Here is a 16,525-nt window from a genome sequence, read left to right as displayed (position 1 = left end):
GCGTTGGTGCGCGGCGGCCCGCGCGGGCGCGCCCGGTCTCTGCGGCGCCGTCCTTGCGGTCCGGCGGTGCGGGGTCGGTGTGGTCGGCGACGACCTGGTCGGCGGGGTGTTCGGCGGGGTGTTCGGCCTGTTCGGGCGGTAGCGTCGGCGGGACCGGCGCGGGGGCCGGGTCGGGCCGCTGATCGTCGGCCGCGGTCACCGGGGGGACGCCACCATGGATGCGGCGTAGCTTCTCGGCGTGCCTCTGAGCAAGGCCCCACGCTCGATGCCGCTCATGTTCCCGACGGAACTGCTCCGATGCCGGACAATAGCGCCGAGACCTGGTCCGGTCACGCATGGCAGCCAATTCAGTGCGACTGAAGAATGACAACTGCCCCATACGATTGATTATCCCCGACCTCGCCCGGAATCACCGCCCCGAACGGTAACGACAATGTCAAATGGTGCACGCTCATGGTAACTGTTCAGGTGGTTTCTGGAAGCCGGGTCCGTCCATTGTGGAGTTCGGTGAGGGCTTCGATGGCGTTGATGCCGTGTTTGCGGGTGGTGGCGAGGTAGCTGCGGATGGTGCAGAAGGTTTCGGCGCCGGTCCAGGTGCGCAAGCCGCCGCTGATCTTCTGCCGGAGTTTGACCATGCGGATGTCGCGTTCGGCGAGGGTTGTTGTCGAACGGGACGCGTAGGTCGTGGGCGAAGCGCAGTACGTCGGTGGCGAAACCCGCGTAGCCGGGCCAGCAGGTTGACCGCGGGTGGGCGGGCACGGTTGCCCGGCGGCGAGGGGTTGGCGGCGGTACCGGCGGCGATGATCGTGTCGTAGCGGCTGCGGTAGGCGGTGAGCAGGTGGTGGTCGATGGCGTCGGCGCCTGCGGTGCGGGCGGAGCGGGCCATGTCGTTGATCTCGCACAGCAGTCGGATCACGTCCTGGGCCCAGGTCTGGGCGGGCCCTGAACCCTGCGAGTAGCGCGGAAGGGCGGTGGCTGGGTCAGCTCACGTGCAGGACGTGGTCGACGCGGGCCAGCTGGAGGGTGCGCGTGATGCGGGGGCTCGGGGAGCGCAGGGTCAGGCGGCCGCCCGTCGACCACATCCGGCGGTGCACGTCCAGCAGCATGCCGATCGCGGCGGCGTCGATGAACGGGCAGCCGGCCAGGTCGATCACCAGGTGGGAGGGCTGCAGGTCGGCGGCCTCGTGCAGGAGGGCGCCGAAGCGCGCCACCGAGGCGGCGTCGAGCTCCTCGGTGATCACGACCTCGATGGCCGGGGTCTCCGGGTCGGCCGGGGCGCTCTGCATGTTCCAAGGGTTCGGCCTCCATGTGGCGAACATCCCCCGGAACTGTGACGGTTCTATGACTTCGGTCCCGCTGGGGAGGCCTGCTGGTAGACCGGCGCGCGCGGACGGCATGATTCGTCCTATGGCAGGCGTGCTGGTGATCGAGGACGACGACCGGATCCGGCTCTCGCTGGCGCTGGCGCTGGAGGACGAGGGGTACACCGTCCGCGGCGCGGCGAGCGCGGAGGAGGGACTGGTGGCGCAGCGGGAGGAGCCCGCCGACACCGTGCTGGTCGACCTCATGCTCCCGGGGGTGGACGGGTTCGAGTGCATCCGGCAGCTGCGCCGGGGCGACGACGTGCCCATCGTGGTGATCAGCGCGCGCGACGACACCCACGACATCGTGGCCGCGCTCGAGGCCGGGGCGGACGACTACCTGGTCAAGCCGGTGGCGGTGAAGGAGCTGTCGGCCCGGCTGCGGGCGCTGCGCCGGCGCGGGCGCACCGTGCAGGCGCTCACCAGCATGGTCTTCGGCGACCTGGAGATCCTCCCGGAGGCGGGGGAGGTGCGCATCGCGGGCGAGCCCGTGCCGGTCACCCGCACCGAGTTCCGGCTGCTGTGCGAGCTCGGGGAGCACCCCGGGCAGGTGTTCAGCCGCCAGCAGCTGCTGCAGCGGGTGTGGGAGTACGAGATCGGCGACGAGCGGCTGGTGGACGTCCACGTCGGGCGGCTGCGGCAGAAGATCGAGAAGGACTCCAAGCAGCCGCGGTACCTCGTGACCGTGCGCGGCATGGGGTACAAGCTGCAGCGATGACGCGGTGGAGGGCGGGCCTGCGTACCCGGGTGGTGGCGGGGTTCGCGGCCGGGGCGCTGACGCTCTCGGCGTCGATGGCGCTCGTGTCGTACGAGATCACCCGCAACTCGCTGCTCAACGGGCGGGAGCGTGCCACGGTGCGGTCGGCCACGTTCGACGCGCGGGTGGTGGCGGCCGGCCTCGGGGCCGGGCACCCCGACATCGCCGGGATGCTGCGCTCCCTCGACACCGGCGGCAACCGCCGCGTGCTCGTGTACCACCTGGGCGGCTGGTACGCGCGCAACGCCGACAGTGGCGCCGGCAACGCGGTACCGCAGAGCCTGCAGCGCCTCGTGAGCGGCAGCGGCCAGGGCATCCAGCGGGTCAGGGTGGACGGGGTGCCGGCCGTCGTGGTGGGCATCCTGCTGACCCCGTCGTCGGCGCTGTACGAGATCGACTACCTGCGCGAGCTCGACCAGACGCTGCGCACCCTCGGCTGGGTGCTGGGCCTGGTCGCGGCGGCGTGCGCGGCGGCCGGGGCGGGCCTGGGCTGGTACGCCACCCGCTACGTCCTGCGCCCCCTGCGCTCCGTCGCCGACGCCGCCCAGGGCATCACCGCCGGGGACCTGAGCGCCCGGCTCGACCCGGCGACCGACCCCGACCTCGCCCGGCTGTCGACGTCGTTCAACGAGATGGTCGACCAGCTGTCCCGCCGCATCGAGCGGGACCGCCGCTTCGCCGCCGACGTGAGCCACGAGCTGCGCTCGCCGCTGCAGACCCTGGCCGCCTCGGCCAGCGTGCTCGACCGGCGCCGGGACCGGCTCGACGAGCGGACCGCGACCGCGGCCGGCCTGGTGGTGGAGGAACTGGCCCGGTTCCAGTCGCTCGTCGACGACCTGCTCGAGCTCTCCCGCGGCGACCTGCCGGCCCAGCTCGCCCCGGTCGACGTGACCGAGCTGGCCCGCCGCGCCGTGCAGCGCCGCGGCCTGGCGCCGGACATCGTGCGCGGCGAGCCCGGGGAGTGGAACGTCGACGGCCGCCGCATCGGCCAGGTGCTGGTCAACCTCCTCGACAACGCGGTCACCCACGGCGGCGGGCCGATCGAGGTCCGGGTGCGGGCCGAGGGCGCCGACGGCGTGATCGAGGTCGACGACGAGGGCCCCGGCGTCAACCCGGCCGACCGCGAGGTCATCTTCGACCGGTTCGTCCGCGGCCGCTCCTCCGGCGCCCGCGGCAACGACGCCGGCACCGGCCTGGGCCTGTCCCTCGTCGCGCAGCACGTGGCCGCGCACGGGGGCCGGGTGCGGGTGCTGGACCGGCCCGGCGGCGGTGCCCGATTCCGCATCGAGTTGCCGGGGGTACGGTGAAACGCCGAGCTGCCGGGGATACGGCGGGAACGCTCGCCGCCCTGCTCCTGTGCCTGACGCTGGCCGGCTGCGGGGTGCCCACCGAGAGCACGCCCCGGCCCGTCGAGCCGTCGGTCACGATCGGCTCCTACGAGGGACCGATGGGCGCCCCGCCGGGCTCCCCCGGCACCGCGGTGGAGCGGCTGTTCCTGGTCCGCGACGACCAGCTCGTCGCCGTCGACCGCCGGGTCGAGGCCGTCCCGGGGCCCGCCCAGCAGCTGCAGGACCTCGTCGCCGGCCCGACCGCGGTCGAGCGGGACAACGGCCTGGACAGCGCGCTGATCGGCCCCGCCTTCATCACCGGGGTGGAGGTGCGCGACGGCACCGCGCTGGTCGGTCTGGCCGGCGACAACATGATCCGCAACGACGAGATCCTGGCGTTCGGCCAGATCGTGTGCACCCTGGCCGCCCGGGCCGACGTGGTGGCGGTCCGCTTCGTGCGCGGCAGCCGCCCGATGGAGGTGCCCCGCGGCGACGGCGCCCTGACCTCCGACCCACTCACCGAGGCCGACTACGCGAGCCTGATCCGGCGCTGAGCTCGACCGCACCCGGGACAACCACTCGAGCGGTGAACCGGTCATGCCCTGACGGGCGCGGGCGGGCCCGCTCAGCGAGGATCGCCGCTCGGCGCGGCGACCAGGGGCGGTGCCTCGGCGGGAGCGGGCGGGGACGGGCGGCGGCGGTGCAGCAGCAGGGCGGTCAGGCCGCCCGCGACCAGTCCCCAGAAGGCCGAGCCGATGCCCAGGATCGTCGTGCCCGACGCCGTGACCACGAACGTCACCACCGCGGCCTCGCGGCCCTCCGGCTCGGTCACCGCGTTGGCCAGCGACGAGCCCAGCGCTGGCAGCAGGGCCAGGCCGGCCACGGCGATCACGAGCAGCGGGGGCGAGAGCAGGACCAGGGCCATCGCCAGAGACGCGCCCAGGCCCAGGGTCAGCTGGCCGGCGCCGAGGGCCACCGTGGCGACCCAGCGCCGCCGCGGGTCCGGGTGGGTGTCGGGGCCGGCGGTCAGGGCGGCGGTGATCGCGGCCAGGTTGACCGCGTGCGCGCCGAACGGGGCGGCGAGCGCGCTGGCCAGGCCCGTGGTCACGAGCAGCGGGCGCAGCGGGGGCTCGTAGCCGTACGTGGCCATGACCGCCATGCCGGGGACGTTCTGCGCGGCCATGGTGACCAGGAACAGGGGCACCGCGATGCTCACCAGCACCGACGGGTTCAGCGTGGGCGGCGTCAGCAGGGCGCTGGGGCGCAGGGCGGCGCCGGACAGGCCGCCGCCCGGGCCGTGCACCGCGATGGCGATCACCGCGGCGGCCAGGGCGCCCGGGACGGCCCACTGGCGGGCCAGCCTGAACAGCACCGCCCAGACCAGGATGACCGGGGTGGCCAGCAGCGGCAGCTCGACCACGGCCCGCACCGGGGCGGTGCACAGGCTCAGGATCACGCCGGCGAGCATGGCGCCGGCGATCGGGCGGGGGATGGCGGCGATGGCCCGAGCCAGCCAGGGGACCAGGCCGGCGAGGACCATCAGGGCGGCGGCGATCAGGAACGCGCCGACGGCCGCGGGGAAGCCGCCCTGGACCGGGCCGGTGGCGACGAGCAGGGCGGCGCCGGGGGTGCTCCAGGCGATCGAGATCGGCATGCGGTACCGCAGCCCGAGCCCGATCGCCGTGGCCGCGATGGCCAGGCAGAGCGCGAGCAGGCCCGACGCCGCCTGGGCCGGGGTGGCGCCGACGGCGCGCAGGCCGGCCAGCACGACGGTGAAGGAGCTTGCGTAGCCGACGACCGCGCTGACGAGGCCGGCCAGGATCGGGGGGAGCAGCCCGCGGTGCCGCATGTGTGCCCCTTCGACGATCGTTCCGTAAACGGAACGCCACAATAATCCCGTGGAGCCTGTCGGGACAAGCCGCGCCGATCCGGCGGTGGGCGAGCGGCTGCGCGCGCTGCGGGAGGCGCGCGGCGTGTCGTTGTCGGCCCTGGCGCGGTCGGCCGGCATCGGCAAGGCCACGCTGTCCGGGCTGGAGCACGGGACCCGCAACCCCACGCTGGAGACCCTGTACGCGGTGGCGGGAGCGCTCGGGGTACCGCTGACAGCTCTCGTCCTTGCCCCCGGGGATCCGCCGGGGGCCGCCGTGGACGTGCGCGGCGCCGCGGTCACGGCGACGCTGCTCGAGGTCTTCGAGGAGGCGGGCGCGACGTTCGAGCTCTTCTGGATGCGGGTACGGCCCGGGGTCGTCCAGCACTCACCGCCGCACGCGCCCGGGGTGACCGAGCACGTCACCGTGCACCAAGGCGTGCTGCGGGCCGGGCCCGGACCCGCGCCGCTCGTCGCGCGGGCGGGGGAGCACATCCGCTTCGAGGCCGACGTGCCCCACGTGTACAGCACCGTCGGACCCGGCGAAGTGGTGGCGAACCTGCTGATCCGCTCGCCGCGTTAGCTCAGCCGCCTGGCCGGGATGACCTTCGCCGGCTCAGGCCTGCTGGTCTGCTCGCCGCGTTAGCCCAACCGCGCCCAGGCGCTGGCCGGGCCGGCCAGGGCGGCGATGACCTTCGCCAGCTCGGGCGGCTCGAGGCGGTCGGGCAGCGCCGGCAGGTCGTCCGGCCCGACCCAGGCGTGGTCGTGCAGGTTCTCCTGCTCGTCCGGCAGCAGCCCGGTGCGCACCAGCACGGGCCGGTCCTCGGCGAAGCGGGCGAGGAAGAACTGCTCGACGCCGACGTACCGGGCGCCGTTCCACCGCTGGTCGCGCGCCACGTCGACGGCGCCCGCGCGCACCGCCGCCGGATCGAGCCCGGTCTCCTCGACGAGCTCGCGCCGCGCCGCGTCGAGGGGCGTCTCGCCGGGGTCGATGCCGCCGCCGGGCGGCTCCCACAGCCACGAGCCGTCGGCCGGGTCCCGCCAGTGCAGCAGCAGCACGCGCTGCGCGGCGTCGAGACAGACGACCCGCGCGGCCGGTCGGATCCTGGTCTCCACGGTACCGACCATAGCGGGTAGGCTGCCCCCAAGTGACGCTCGTGTTGAAGCTGCTGCTCGCGCCGCTGCTCGTCGCCGGCTCGTCGCTCGCCGGTCGGCGCTGGGGCGCCCAGGTCGCCGGGGTCCTCGTCGCTCTGCCCATCGTCGCCGGCCCGATCCTGCTCATCGCCTGCCTCGAGCACGGCCCGGCGTTCGGCGCGCGGGCCGCCGCCTCCGCCCTGCTCGGCCTGGTATCCCTCGCGCTCTTCGCGTGCCGACTGGCCGGGTGCTGCGCGCCACGACGTATCGGCCCGGTCACCGCCTGAGCGCCCACCCGACAGGCCGGGTGCTGCGTGCTACGACGTATCGGGTGGGCGGCGGGCCATGTTTCCCGGTCCGTGGTCGGATAAACCGATCATTTGCCGCGTATGCCGTCATATCCTGTGGCCAGCGTCGTTGATCAACCGGGCGGGGTGGCGCGGATGCAGGATCAGCTCATCTTCGGTGTGGGCCGGTTGTTGTGCGCGTTGCCGCTCGCGGCCGTCGTCGAGACCGTCCGGCCGCTGCCGGTCCAGCCGCTGGCCGGCGGTGAGGGGGCGCTGCTGGGCGTGGCCGTGATCCGCGGCGGCGCGGTGCCGGTCCTGGACACCGCGCGGCTGCTGGGCGACCCGGGCGCCGAGCCGACCAGGTTCGTGACGGCCACGAGCCCCCGCGGCACGATCGCGTTCGCCACGGGCGACGTGATCGGCGTGCGGGCCATCGCCCCGGCGCAGGAGCCACCGCCCGGCGGCGCCGGCCGCCTGGTCGCCGCGGTCGGCGTGCTCGACGGCCGCCCCCTGTTGTTCCTGCGCCCCGAGGCCGCCCTGGAGTGCGCCGCCGCGACGTCCGGTACCGCCTGGCGGACGGGCGAGCAACCGCGGCCGAGGGACGACCGCCCCGAGGCCGCCCCGGAGTGCGCCGCCGTGAGGTCCGGTACCGGTCGGCGGCCGGGCGAGGAACCGTGGCCGAGGGGAGACGACGATATGTCCGAAGTATCGCGGCCGGCCGGCGCCCGAGCCGGTGCTACGGGCGGAAGCGGAGACGTCGATGGCGCGTGAAGCGAGCGGGGTCGCGCGGCTGAGGCGGCTGCTCGCCGAGCGCCTCGGCATGGCGTTCGACGACAAGAAGGACACGCTGCTCGCCGAGATCCTGCAGCAGCGGGCCACCCAGCACGGCCTCACCGACCGCGGCTACCTCGACCGCCTCGCCACCGCCTGGACGGCCGAGCTGTCCATCCTCGCCGAGGCGCTGACCATCAACGAGACGTACTTCTTCCGCAACATCGAGCAGTTCCGCGCGCTCGGCGCGGTCGCGCTGCCCGAGCGGGTCCGGGTCCGCGGGCCGCGCGGCCGGCTCGACATGCTGTCCGTCGGCTGCTCCACCGGCGAGGAGGCGTACACGCTGGCGATGGTCGCGGCCGAGCGGCTGCCCGACTTGCTCGACGCCGGCATCGTCGGGCTCGACGTCAACCGGGTGGCGCTGCGCAAGGCGATGGCCGGGCGGTACTCCCCGTGGTCGCTGCGCGAGGCACCCGAGCCGGCCCGGCTGCGCTGGTTCAAGCAGGTGCCCGAGGGGGTCGAGGTCGACGCGCGGATCCGCGGCCGGGTGCGGTTCGTGGAGCACAACGTGGCCAGGGACGACCCGGTGCTGTTCGCGCCCGGGACGTACGACGTCGTGTTCTGCCGGAACCTGCTCATGTATCTCACGCCGGAGACGGCCCGGGCGGTGCTCGAGCGGATCACCCGGGCGCTGGCGCCGGGCGGGTTCCTGTTCCTCGGGCACACCGACACGCTCGGCGGCCGCCCGCAGGGGCTGGACGTGCACCACTCCCACGGGGCGTTCTACTACAAGCGGACCCAGGACTCGCCGCGGGTGGCCGAGCCGCCTCCCGCGCCGGTGGTGCGGCCGCGGCCCCGGGAGCGGGTGCTGCGGCTGGTGGCCGAGGAGCGGTTCGGCGAGGCGCTGCAGGAGCTCGAGGCGATCACCGGGGCCGAGGCCGACCGGCCCGACATGTGGCTGGTGCGCGGCTGCGTGCTGGCCCATCTCGGCCAGACCGGGCGCGCCGCGCAGCTGTGCCGGCGGCTGCTGGAGCGCGACGCGCTGTACGCCGACGCCCATCAGCTGCTGGCCGACTGCTTCGAGGGCGACGACAACCACGCCGCGGCCCAGCAGCACCACCGCATCGCCGCGCAGCTCGACCCGCGGTTCGCGATGCCGCGGATGCGCCTCGGCCTGCTGGCCCGGCGGCTCGGCGACCGGCGCCACGCCGAGCTGGAGCTGGACCGGGCGGTGCAGCTGCTGCGGGAGGAGACCGGCGAGCGGATCGCGCTGTTCGGCGGCGGCTTCGGGCGCAGCGCCCTCATCGCGCTGTGCCGGGCGGAACTGGCGGCCGTCTCGTGACCGCCACCGCGGACACCGGCGCGCAGCACCGGGCCGGCGACATGCACCGGCGGCTGGCCCGGCTGCGCGAGGACTTCGACCGCTCGTTCGCCGACCCGCCCCGCCAGGAGGTGGCCGGGCACGACGACCTGCTGGCCATCCGGGCCGGCGGGGTGCGCTATGCGCTGCGGCTCACCCAGGCCGCCGGGCTGTTCCCGGACCGGCCGGTGACCCGCCTGCCCGGCCCGCTGCCGGCGCTGCTCGGCGTCGCGGGCTTCCGCGGGGCCATCGTGCCCGTGTACGAGCTGGCCGCCGTGCTGGGCACCTGGAGTACCCCCGCGATCCCCGATGACGCCGGGAACACCCCGCGCTGGCTCGTGCTGGCCGCCGGCACCCCGCCGGTCGCGCTGGCCTTCGAGCGCCTCGACGGGCACCTGCGGATGCCCCGCGACGCGCTCGTCGAGGAGGCCGCCGGGCACGGGCCGCAGGGCTGCCTGCGCGGCATCGTGCCGCTGCCCGACGGCGCCCGCCCCATCGTCGACGTGGCGGCCGTGCGGGCGGCTGTCCAGGCCGCGGTCGGGCGGTTCGCCCCGCCGCACGCCCGCGAAGACCCCTAGGACCGGACAATCAGGACGGAACAGATCGAACCATGGCAGGACAGTGGACGTTCGGGCGGCGGCTCGGCATCGGCTTCTCGGTCACGGCGCTGCTCACCCTCATCACCGGCGGGCTCGCGGTGTGGGCGCTGAGCAGGGTGGTGGACGGCAAGGACGCCGTCATCGACATCGGCGTGAAGGGCCTCGTCGCCGCCGGGGAGCTGCGCGTCGACGTGGAGGCCAAGAGCAGCGCCGCGCGGGCGTACCTGCTCACCGGCGACCGGCGCTACGCCCAGCAGGTCACCTCCGCCCGGCAGGGGTTCAGCGACGCGGCCGGCCAGATCCGTGACCAGCTCGCCACCGCCGGGGAGCGCGACCTGCTCGACCAGGCGGTGGCCGGCGAGCAGCGGCACCAGAACGCGCTGCAGGCCGTCATCGACCAGCGGATGCAGCCCGGGGCCGACCTGGAGAAGATCAGCGCGGTCTTCGAGAGCACCGTGGCCCCGCTGCGCGAGGCGCTCGACAAGCAGATCACCGCGCTCACCACGCTGCTCGACCGCGACCTGCGGGCCAAGCAGCGCGACGCCTCGACGGTGGCCGGCGTGGCCATCGGCGTCGTCGTCGGCATCACGGTGCTCGGCATCGCCTTCATGGTCGTCATCGGGCTGATGCTCAGCCGGGCCCTGACCCGGCAGGTGGCCGGCACCGTGGGGCACATCCGCAGCTCCTCGGCCGAGCTGGAGGTGGCCGCCGGGCAGCAGGCCACCGGGGCCCAGGAGCAGGCCACGGCGATGAGCGAGATCACCACCACGATCGAGGAGCTGCTCATCACCTCCCGGCAGATCTCCGACGGCGCCCAGCGGGTGGCGACGATCGCCTCGGAGACGGCGTCGGCGGCCGGCTCCGGCGACTCCACCATCGAGGAGGCCCGCGCCTCGATCGCCGCGATCCGCCGCCAGGTCGACCTCATCGTGCAGCACATGCTGGAGCTCGGCCAGCGCTCGCAGCAGATCGGCGGGGTGGTCGACCTCGTCTCGGAGCTGGCCGAGCAGACCAACATCCTGGCCATCAACGCCACCATCGAGGCCTCCGGGGCCGGGGAGTGGGGGCGGCGCTTCGCGGTCGTGGCCGACGAGATCCGCAAGCTGGCCGACCGTACCGCGGGCTCGGCCAAGGAGATCCGGGCGCTGATCGAGGACGTGCGCGGCGCGGTGAACACCACCGTGATGGCCACCGAGACCGGCGCCAAGGCGGTCGACGCCGGCACCCGGCAGTTCAACGCGGTGACCGCCTCGTTCCAGCAGATCGCCGACCTGGTCGCGACCACCACCGAGTCGGCCCGCGAGATCGAGCTGTCCACCAAGCAGCAGACCACGGCGGTCGAGCAGGTCAACGTGGCGGTCAACGACACCGCCCGGGTGACCCGGGAGAGCGAGAGCAGCGCGGTGCAGACCCGCCAGACCGCCGCCCACCTCACCGGCCTGTCCTCGTCGCTGCTGCGGCTGGTCAGCGCGGACAGCCGCACATGACGCAGGCCAGGGACCCGCTGCGGTACTTCCGGATCGAGGCCCGCGAGCTCGTCGAGCAGCTCTGCCAGGGGGTGCTCGACCTGACCGGCGACGCCGAGGCGGAGGCGGTGGCGCGGCTGCTGCGGCACGCGCACACCCTCAAGGGCGCCGCCCGGGTGGTGCGCCAGGCCCGGCTCGCCGACCTCACGCACGCGCTGGAAGAGATCCTGGTGCCGTACCGCGACGGCGCCGAGCCGGTGCCGTCGCACGTCGTGGCCGACCTGGTGCGCCGCACGGACGAGATGTCCGCGATGGTGGCCGGGCTGGACACACCGCCGCCAGCACCGGAGCCGGTGGAACCGGCGGCACCGGAGCCGGGGGAAGAGGAGCCGGGGGAAAAGGAGGCGGAGCCGGAACGCGGGGCCGGGGCCGACGTCGACGAGTTGCTCGAGGCGGTGGACGAGGCGCACGCCCGGTTCGCCCCGCTGCGCCACCAAACGGCCACGGTCGAGCGGGCCCGGCGCACCGCCGAGAACCTCGCCGAGCAGCTGCGCGCCGGCGGCACCGCCGAGCGCGGGGCCGCCCTGGCCGGCACGCTCGCCGCCGACCTCACCGCGCTCGGCCGGCGGCTCACCGAGACCGTCGAGCAGGTGGAGCGGGAGCTCGACGACATCCGCGGCCGGGCCGAGCGGCTGCGGCTCGTCCCCGCGGCGACCGTCCTCACCGCGCTGCACCGGGCCGTGTACGACGTGGCCGGCGCCGAGGGCAAGGCGGTGCGCTTCGACAGCCACGGCGGCGAGCTGCGCCTCGACCCGCACGTGCTCACCCAGGCCGGCAACGCCCTGCTGCACGTGGTGCGCAACGCGGTCAGCCACGGCGTGGAGCCCGAGGCCGAGCGCATCGCCGCCGGCAAGCCCGCGCAGGGCCGGGTCAGCGTCGACGTGCGCCGCCGCGGCCGGTTCGCCGCGTTCCGCTGCCGCGACGACGGGCGCGGCTTCGACCTCGAGGCGGTGCGCCGCCAGGCCGAGCGGCGCGGGCTGGTGACCTCCGGGGCCGAGGCCGACGTCCGCGAGCTCATGCGCCTGCTCATGCAGGGCGGCATCTCCACCTCCGAGCGGGTCACCGGCGTCTCCGGTCGCGGCATCGGGCTCGACGCCGTGCGCGACGTCGCCGAGCGGCTCGGCGGCGACGTGCGGGTGCGCACCGAGCCGGGCCGCGGTACCGAGGTGGAGCTGATCGTGCCGCTGGCCCTGGTGTCGCTGTCCGGGCTGGTGCTGCAGGCCGGCGGGGTGCTCGCCGCGCTGCCGCTGGACACCGTGCGCACCTGCGTGCTGATGGGCGGCGTCGAGGCCGAGGCGGCCGCCGCGGGTGGCGCGCTGGCCCACGACGGGCGGGTGCTGCCGTTCCTGCCGCTGCACCGGGTGCTCGCCGGGACCGCTCCCGCGGCCGGCGGGCGCGGCGTCGCGGTGATCCTGACGGCCGGCGACGGGGCGATCGCGGTCGGCGCCGACCGCCTCCTGGGCACCTCGACGCTGGTGGTGCGGCCGCTGCCGGAGCTCGCACCGGCCGCCGCGGTCGTCGGCGGGGTCTCCATGGACGCCGAGGGCAACCCGCGGGTCGTGCTCGACCCGGTGGGCCTGGCCGCCGCCGTGAGCGCGCCGGCCGCCGCCCCCGCGGGCGCCGCGGTGGAGCAGGACGGTCCGGCCGCGGCCGCCGCGATGCTGCCGATCCTGGTGGTCGACGACTCCCTCACCACCCGCATGCTCGAGCGCAGCATCCTGGAGTCCGCCGGGTACCGCGTCGACCTCGCCGCCTCCGCCGAGGAGGCGCTGGAGCGGATTCGCCACCGCCGGTACGCGCTGTTCCTCGTCGACGTCGACATGCCCGGCATGAACGGCTTCGGGTTCGTCGAGCAGACCCGCAACGACCCGGTCCAGCGGGAGGTGCCCGCGATCCTCGTGACCTCCCGGTCCTCGGCCGAGGACCGGGCGCGGGGCCTTGCCGCCGGGGCCGCGGCCTACATCGTCAAGAGCGAGTTCGACCAGGAGGAGCTGCTCGCCCACATCCGCGACCTGGCCGGTGCGCCGGCATGATCCGGGTGCTCATCGTCGAGGATTCCGCCACGGTACGGCAGTGCCTGCGCGAGGCGCTGACGCCCGAGTCCGGGTTCGCCGTCGTCGGCGAGGCCACCGACGGCGCCAGCGCGGTGGAGCTGTGCCGCCGCCTGCGCCCCGACGTCATCACCATGGACGTGCAACTGCCGAAGATGTCCGGCCTGGCCGCCACCGAGCAGATCATGGCGGTCGCCCCGACGCCGATCCTGGTGGTGTGCTCGGCCGACCGGCGCGAGCTGTTCAACACCTACGACGCGCTGGCCGCCGGGGCCGTGGACGTGCTGGAGAAGCCGCGCGGCGACAACTCCGACGACACCTGGCCGCGCCGGCTGCGCACCGCGGTCAAGGTGGTCTCGCGGATCCGGGTGGTGACCCGCCGGCTGCCCACCCCGCCCGCGCCGCCGCCCGCCGTGCCCGCCGCGATCCCGGCGGGGGTGCGCGCGATCGCCATCGGCGCCTCCACCGGCGGCCCCGGCGCGATCGTGCGGCTGCTGAAGGCGGTGCCCGCCGGGTTTGCGATCCCGCTGCTGTACGTCCAGCACCTCGCGGTCAACGAGTCGTTCGCGCAGGTGTTCACCGGCTGGCTGGCCGAGCAGACCGGGCACGCCGTCGGCTACGCCCGCGGCGGCGAGGCGCTGTCCTCGCTGGGCGGCCGGGTCACCATGGCCCCGCCGGACCTGCACCTGCTGGTGCGCAACGGCCACCTGCACGTCAGCTCGGCCGCGCCGGTGCACTCCTGCCGGCCCGCGGTCGACACGCTGTTCCACTCGGCCGCCACGGAGCTCGGCCGGCAGGCGGTCGGCTGCCTGCTCACCGGGATGGGCCGCGACGGCGCCGCCGGGTTGCTGGCGATGCGCCGGGCCGGCGCGGCGACCTACGCCCAGGACGCCGCCAGCAGCGTCGTCTACGGGATGCCCAGCGAGGCCGTCACCCTCGGCGCGGTCGCCGCGAGCCTGCCGCCGGAGGAGATCGGGGCCCGCCTGGCCGCGCTCGGCTCGCGCGGCGACGAGGAGCGGGGGATGGCGTGGCGAACACGGTTCTGATCGTCGACGACAGTCTCACCGTCCGGATGGACCTGCACGAGGCGTTCGAGGGGGACGGCTTCGGCACCGTGCTGTGCGCCGGCGGCGCCGAGGCCGTCGCGATGCTGGACGCCGAGCGCTTCGACGTGGCCGTGTTCGACGTGCGCCTGCCCGACGGCAACGGCGTCGAGCTGCTGCGCCGGCTGCGCGGCGACCCCCGCCACGGCGCGACGGTGGTGCTGCTGCTGTCCAGCGCGGCCGAGGTCCACGACCGGCTGCGTGGCCTGCGCACCGGGGCCGACGGCTACGTCGGCAAGCCCTACGACGCGCCGGTCGTCGTCGCCCGGGCCCGCGAGCTGATGCGCCGCGGCCCGTCCGCCGTGCCGCGCCGGCACGTGCTGGTCATCGACGACAGCCGCACCTTCCGCGAGATGCTGCGCCAGACCCTCGAGCACGCCGGCTACGACGTGACCACGTCGGCCAGCGGGGAGGAGGGGCTGCGCGTCGCCGCCGCCCGCCCGCCCGACGCGATGATCGTCGACGGCGTGCTGCCCGGCATCGACGGCGCCACGGTGATCCGCCGGGTCCGGCTGGACGCCGCCCTGCGCAACGTGCCCTGCCTGCTGCTCACCGCGGCCGACGACTACGCCACCGAGCTGCAGATCCTCGACGCCGGCGCGGACGCGTTCGTGCGCAAGCAGGAGAACCTCGCCGTGGTGCTGGCCAAGCTCAACGCCGTGCTGCGCAAGGGCGCCACCGCGCTGCCGCTGCCCGGCGCCGGGACCGCCCGCCCGGCGCGGGTGCTGCTCGTCGACGCCGACGCCGGCTACGTGGACCGGATGACGCCGCTCATGCACGAGGACGGCTACGAGGCGACCGTGGCCCGCTGCGCCGACGACGCGCTCGCCGTGCTCGCGGTCGAGCCGGCCGACTGTACCGTGATCGACCTGCACCTGCCGGAGATCGACGGGCGCGAGCTGTGCGACCGGATCCGGGCCGTGCCCGGCCTGCGCGACATGCCGGTCATCATCGTCGGCCACGACGACGTGCTGCTGGAGTGCCTCGCCGCCGGCGCGGACGACTACGTGCGCCGCGGCGACGGCACCGGCACCCTGCGCGCCCACGTCCGCGCCCACGTGCGCCGCCAGCACCTGCACGAGCAGAACCGGCGCATCCGCGACGAGCTGGTGCGCCGGGAGATGGAGGCCGCCGAGGAGCGCGCCGCCCGCCGCTTCGCCGAGGCCCGCGCCCAGCTGGTGGAGGAGCTGGAGTGGCGCAACCGGGAGCTGGAGGCGTTCAGCGGCTCGGTCTCGCACGACCTGCGCTCGCCGCTGCAGACCATCCTGAGCTACAGCGAGCTGCTGGCCGAGGACGCCGACCCGGCCACGGCCCAGCACCTCGACCGCATCCACGGCGCCGGCCTGCGCATGAAGGCCCTCATCGACGCCCTGCTGCAGCTGGCCCGGGCCAACCGCGGCCAGATCCAGCGCAGCACGGTCGACCTGACCGCGCTGGCCGAGGACGTCGTCGACGAGCTGCGCGCCCGCGACCCCGGGCGCGAGGTGCGGGTCACCGTGACCCCGCAGCTGACGGCCGAGTGCGACGGCGACCTGGTCCGGGCGGTGTACGCCAACCTCGTCGGCAACGCCTGGAAGTTCACCACCAGGACCGTCGAGCCGGCCATCGACATCGGCGGCGACGGCGCGACGTTCTTCATCCGCGACAACGGGGCGGGCTTCCCGGCCGAGAAGGCCGACCAGCTGTTCCGCCCGTTCGGCCGGCTCCACGACGCCGCCGAGTTCCCCGGCACCGGCATCGGCCTGACCACCGTGCAGCGCATCGTTGACCGCCACGGCGGGCAGGTCTGGGCCAGCAGCGAGCCCGGCCGCGGCGCCACCTTCTCCTTCACGCTGTCCACCCCGAACGTGTCCGACGGCGGCTGACCACCCGGCCGGGCATGGAGTGCATGCGGGGGACTTCGGGGCGCCCTCGTTGCTGACAGTGCTGCGGTTCGTGGCCGGCGCAGGGCTCAGAGCGCCAGGGCGGTGAGGTCGCCGCGGGCGCCCACGCCGAGCTTCGGGTACGCCTTGTACAGGTGATAGGCGACCGTCTTCGGGCTCAGGAACAGCTGCGCGGCGATGTCCTTGTTGGACAGTCCCCGCGCGGCCAGCCGGGCGATCTGCAGCTCCTGCGGGGTGAGCCGGGCCCCGGCCGGCTCGGCCCGCCGCGAGGGCTCCGCGGCCGGCAACCCGGTGGCGGTCAGCTCGGCGCGGGTGCGGGCCGCCCAGGGCCGGGCGCCGAGGCGCTCGAAGCTCTCGAGGGCCTGCTGCAGGACGCGCCGGGCGTCGGCCTTGCGCCGGGCGCGGCGCAGCCACTCGCCGTAGAGCAGCTCGGTGCGGGCCCGCTCGAACGGCCGCGCGGGGAGCGCGAGCGACCGGCCGAACTCGTGCTCGTCGCCG

General features: G+C 75.1%; 16 protein-coding genes and 1 pseudogene. 12 read left to right on the top strand and 5 right to left on the bottom strand.

Annotated elements, in window-relative coordinates; translation table 11 throughout:
- Positions 1-464: 464 nt before the first annotated feature.
- Together AB0M46_RS48295 and AB0M46_RS48290 are read right to left on the bottom strand one after the other, a co-directional pair.
- Positions 465-745 (bottom strand): annotated as a pseudogene (locus AB0M46_RS48295) (transposase); the annotation flags it as partial.
- Positions 746-980: 235 nt separating this feature from the next.
- Positions 981-1,286 carry an STAS domain-containing protein gene (locus tag AB0M46_RS48290; RefSeq protein WP_363347913.1) on the bottom strand — a complete coding sequence of 102 codons (306 nt, stop codon included), beginning with the start codon at positions 1,284-1,286 and terminating at the stop codon, positions 981-983.
- 121 nt (positions 1,287-1,407) lie between these two features.
- On the opposite strand from AB0M46_RS48290, the gene AB0M46_RS48285 reads away from it, so the two are divergent.
- From AB0M46_RS48285 to AB0M46_RS48275, 3 genes are read left to right on the top strand one after another with little or no spacing between them, the layout of a single operon-like run.
- Complete coding sequence (locus AB0M46_RS48285) at positions 1,408-2,079, top strand: response regulator transcription factor (protein ID WP_363347911.1); 672 nt, start codon at positions 1,408-1,410, stop codon at positions 2,077-2,079.
- On the top strand, positions 2,076-3,425 hold the full coding sequence (locus tag AB0M46_RS48280; RefSeq protein WP_363347909.1) for a HAMP domain-containing sensor histidine kinase: 1,350 nt from the start codon (positions 2,076-2,078) through the stop codon (positions 3,423-3,425). Before AB0M46_RS48285 ends, AB0M46_RS48280 begins: the two co-directional genes overlap by 4 nt.
- Positions 3,422-4,000 carry a hypothetical protein gene (locus AB0M46_RS48275; RefSeq protein ID WP_363347907.1) on the top strand — a complete coding sequence of 193 codons (579 nt, stop codon included), beginning with the start codon at positions 3,422-3,424 and terminating at the stop codon, positions 3,998-4,000. The genes AB0M46_RS48280 and AB0M46_RS48275 overlap by 4 nt, the downstream gene beginning before the upstream one ends.
- A 71-nt stretch (positions 4,001-4,071) precedes the next feature.
- On the opposite strand, the gene AB0M46_RS48270 is transcribed toward AB0M46_RS48275, so the two are convergent.
- A complete protein-coding gene (locus AB0M46_RS48270) occupies positions 4,072-5,295 on the bottom strand; it encodes a benzoate/H(+) symporter BenE family transporter (RefSeq protein ID WP_363347905.1) in 1,224 nt (407 codons plus the stop codon).
- Positions 5,296-5,344: 49 nt separating this feature from the next.
- On the opposite strand from AB0M46_RS48270, the gene AB0M46_RS48265 reads away from it, so the two are divergent.
- Entirely contained in the window at positions 5,345-5,896 is a 552-nt protein-coding gene (locus AB0M46_RS48265) for an XRE family transcriptional regulator (protein ID WP_363347903.1), read from the top strand.
- 59 nt (positions 5,897-5,955) lie between these two features.
- On the opposite strand, the gene AB0M46_RS48260 is transcribed toward AB0M46_RS48265, so the two are convergent.
- Positions 5,956-6,429 (bottom strand): NUDIX domain-containing protein, encoded by a 474-nt coding sequence (locus AB0M46_RS48260; RefSeq protein WP_363347901.1) that lies wholly within the window; start codon positions 6,427-6,429, stop codon positions 5,956-5,958.
- Between the two features lie 32 nt (positions 6,430-6,461).
- On the opposite strand from AB0M46_RS48260, the gene AB0M46_RS48255 reads away from it, so the two are divergent.
- The 8 genes from AB0M46_RS48255 (at position 6,462) to AB0M46_RS48220 (ending at position 16,009) form a co-directional block, all read left to right on the top strand.
- Positions 6,462-6,734, top strand: coding sequence for a hypothetical protein (locus AB0M46_RS48255; RefSeq protein WP_363347899.1), 273 nt, complete (start codon positions 6,462-6,464; stop codon positions 6,732-6,734).
- A 156-nt stretch (positions 6,735-6,890) separates the two neighbouring features.
- A complete protein-coding gene (locus tag AB0M46_RS48250) occupies positions 6,891-7,505 on the top strand; it encodes a chemotaxis protein CheW (protein WP_363347897.1) in 615 nt (204 codons plus the stop codon).
- On the top strand, positions 7,495-8,847 hold the full coding sequence (locus tag AB0M46_RS48245) for a protein-glutamate O-methyltransferase CheR (RefSeq protein ID WP_363347895.1): 1,353 nt from the start codon (positions 7,495-7,497) through the stop codon (positions 8,845-8,847). Before AB0M46_RS48250 ends, AB0M46_RS48245 begins: the two co-directional genes overlap by 11 nt.
- Positions 8,844-9,443: a chemotaxis protein CheW gene (locus AB0M46_RS48240; protein WP_363347893.1), complete on the top strand. Its 600-nt coding sequence runs from the start codon at positions 8,844-8,846 to the stop codon at positions 9,441-9,443. Before AB0M46_RS48245 ends, AB0M46_RS48240 begins: the two co-directional genes overlap by 4 nt.
- A 32-nt stretch (positions 9,444-9,475) precedes the next feature.
- Entirely contained in the window at positions 9,476-10,951 is a 1,476-nt protein-coding gene (locus AB0M46_RS48235) for a methyl-accepting chemotaxis protein (protein ID WP_363347890.1), read from the top strand.
- Complete coding sequence (locus AB0M46_RS48230; RefSeq protein WP_363347888.1) at positions 10,948-13,023, top strand: response regulator; 2,076 nt, start codon at positions 10,948-10,950, stop codon at positions 13,021-13,023. Before AB0M46_RS48235 ends, AB0M46_RS48230 begins: the two co-directional genes overlap by 4 nt.
- Positions 13,020-14,087, top strand: a complete 1,068-nt coding sequence (gene cheB, locus AB0M46_RS48225) for a chemotaxis-specific protein-glutamate methyltransferase CheB (RefSeq protein ID WP_363347886.1) — start codon at positions 13,020-13,022, stop codon at positions 14,085-14,087. The genes AB0M46_RS48230 and cheB overlap by 4 nt, the downstream gene beginning before the upstream one ends.
- Positions 14,069-16,009: a response regulator gene (locus AB0M46_RS48220; protein ID WP_363347884.1), complete on the top strand. Its 1,941-nt coding sequence runs from the start codon at positions 14,069-14,071 to the stop codon at positions 16,007-16,009. Before cheB ends, AB0M46_RS48220 begins: the two co-directional genes overlap by 19 nt.
- 86 nt (positions 16,010-16,095) lie before the next feature.
- Here AB0M46_RS48220 and AB0M46_RS48215 read toward each other — a convergent pair.
- Positions 16,096-16,525 (bottom strand): helix-turn-helix transcriptional regulator (locus AB0M46_RS48215; protein ID WP_363347882.1); only part of this gene is annotated, 430 nt, incomplete at its 5' end.

It is taken from the genome of Dactylosporangium sp. NPDC051485, assembly GCF_040682015.1.
Classification (GTDB): Bacteria; Actinomycetota; Actinomycetes; order Mycobacteriales; family Micromonosporaceae; genus Dactylosporangium.
Note: the sequence above shows the minus strand (reverse complement) of the source record. Positions and strands in the feature narration are given on the sequence as shown.

Excerpts from the sequence above, each read along its gene's own strand:
- AB0M46_RS48290 (WP_363347913.1), bottom strand. The coding sequence starts at position 1,286 with ATGCAGAGCGCCCCGGCCGACCCGGAGACCCCGGCCATCGAGGTCGTG.
- AB0M46_RS48285 (WP_363347911.1), top strand. The coding sequence starts at position 1,408 with ATGGCAGGCGTGCTGGTGATCGAGGACGACGACCGGATCCGGCTCTCG.
- AB0M46_RS48280 (WP_363347909.1), top strand. The coding sequence starts at position 2,076 with ATGACGCGGTGGAGGGCGGGCCTGCGTACCCGGGTGGTGGCGGGGTTC.
- AB0M46_RS48270 (WP_363347905.1), bottom strand. The coding sequence starts at position 5,295 with ATGCGGCACCGCGGGCTGCTCCCCCCGATCCTGGCCGGCCTCGTCAGC.
- AB0M46_RS48250 (WP_363347897.1), top strand. The coding sequence starts at position 6,891 with ATGCAGGATCAGCTCATCTTCGGTGTGGGCCGGTTGTTGTGCGCGTTG.
- AB0M46_RS48245 (WP_363347895.1), top strand. The coding sequence starts at position 7,495 with ATGGCGCGTGAAGCGAGCGGGGTCGCGCGGCTGAGGCGGCTGCTCGCC.
- AB0M46_RS48235 (WP_363347890.1), top strand. The coding sequence starts at position 9,476 with ATGGCAGGACAGTGGACGTTCGGGCGGCGGCTCGGCATCGGCTTCTCG.
- AB0M46_RS48230 (WP_363347888.1), top strand. The coding sequence starts at position 10,948 with ATGACGCAGGCCAGGGACCCGCTGCGGTACTTCCGGATCGAGGCCCGC.
- cheB (WP_363347886.1), top strand. The coding sequence starts at position 13,020 with ATGATCCGGGTGCTCATCGTCGAGGATTCCGCCACGGTACGGCAGTGC.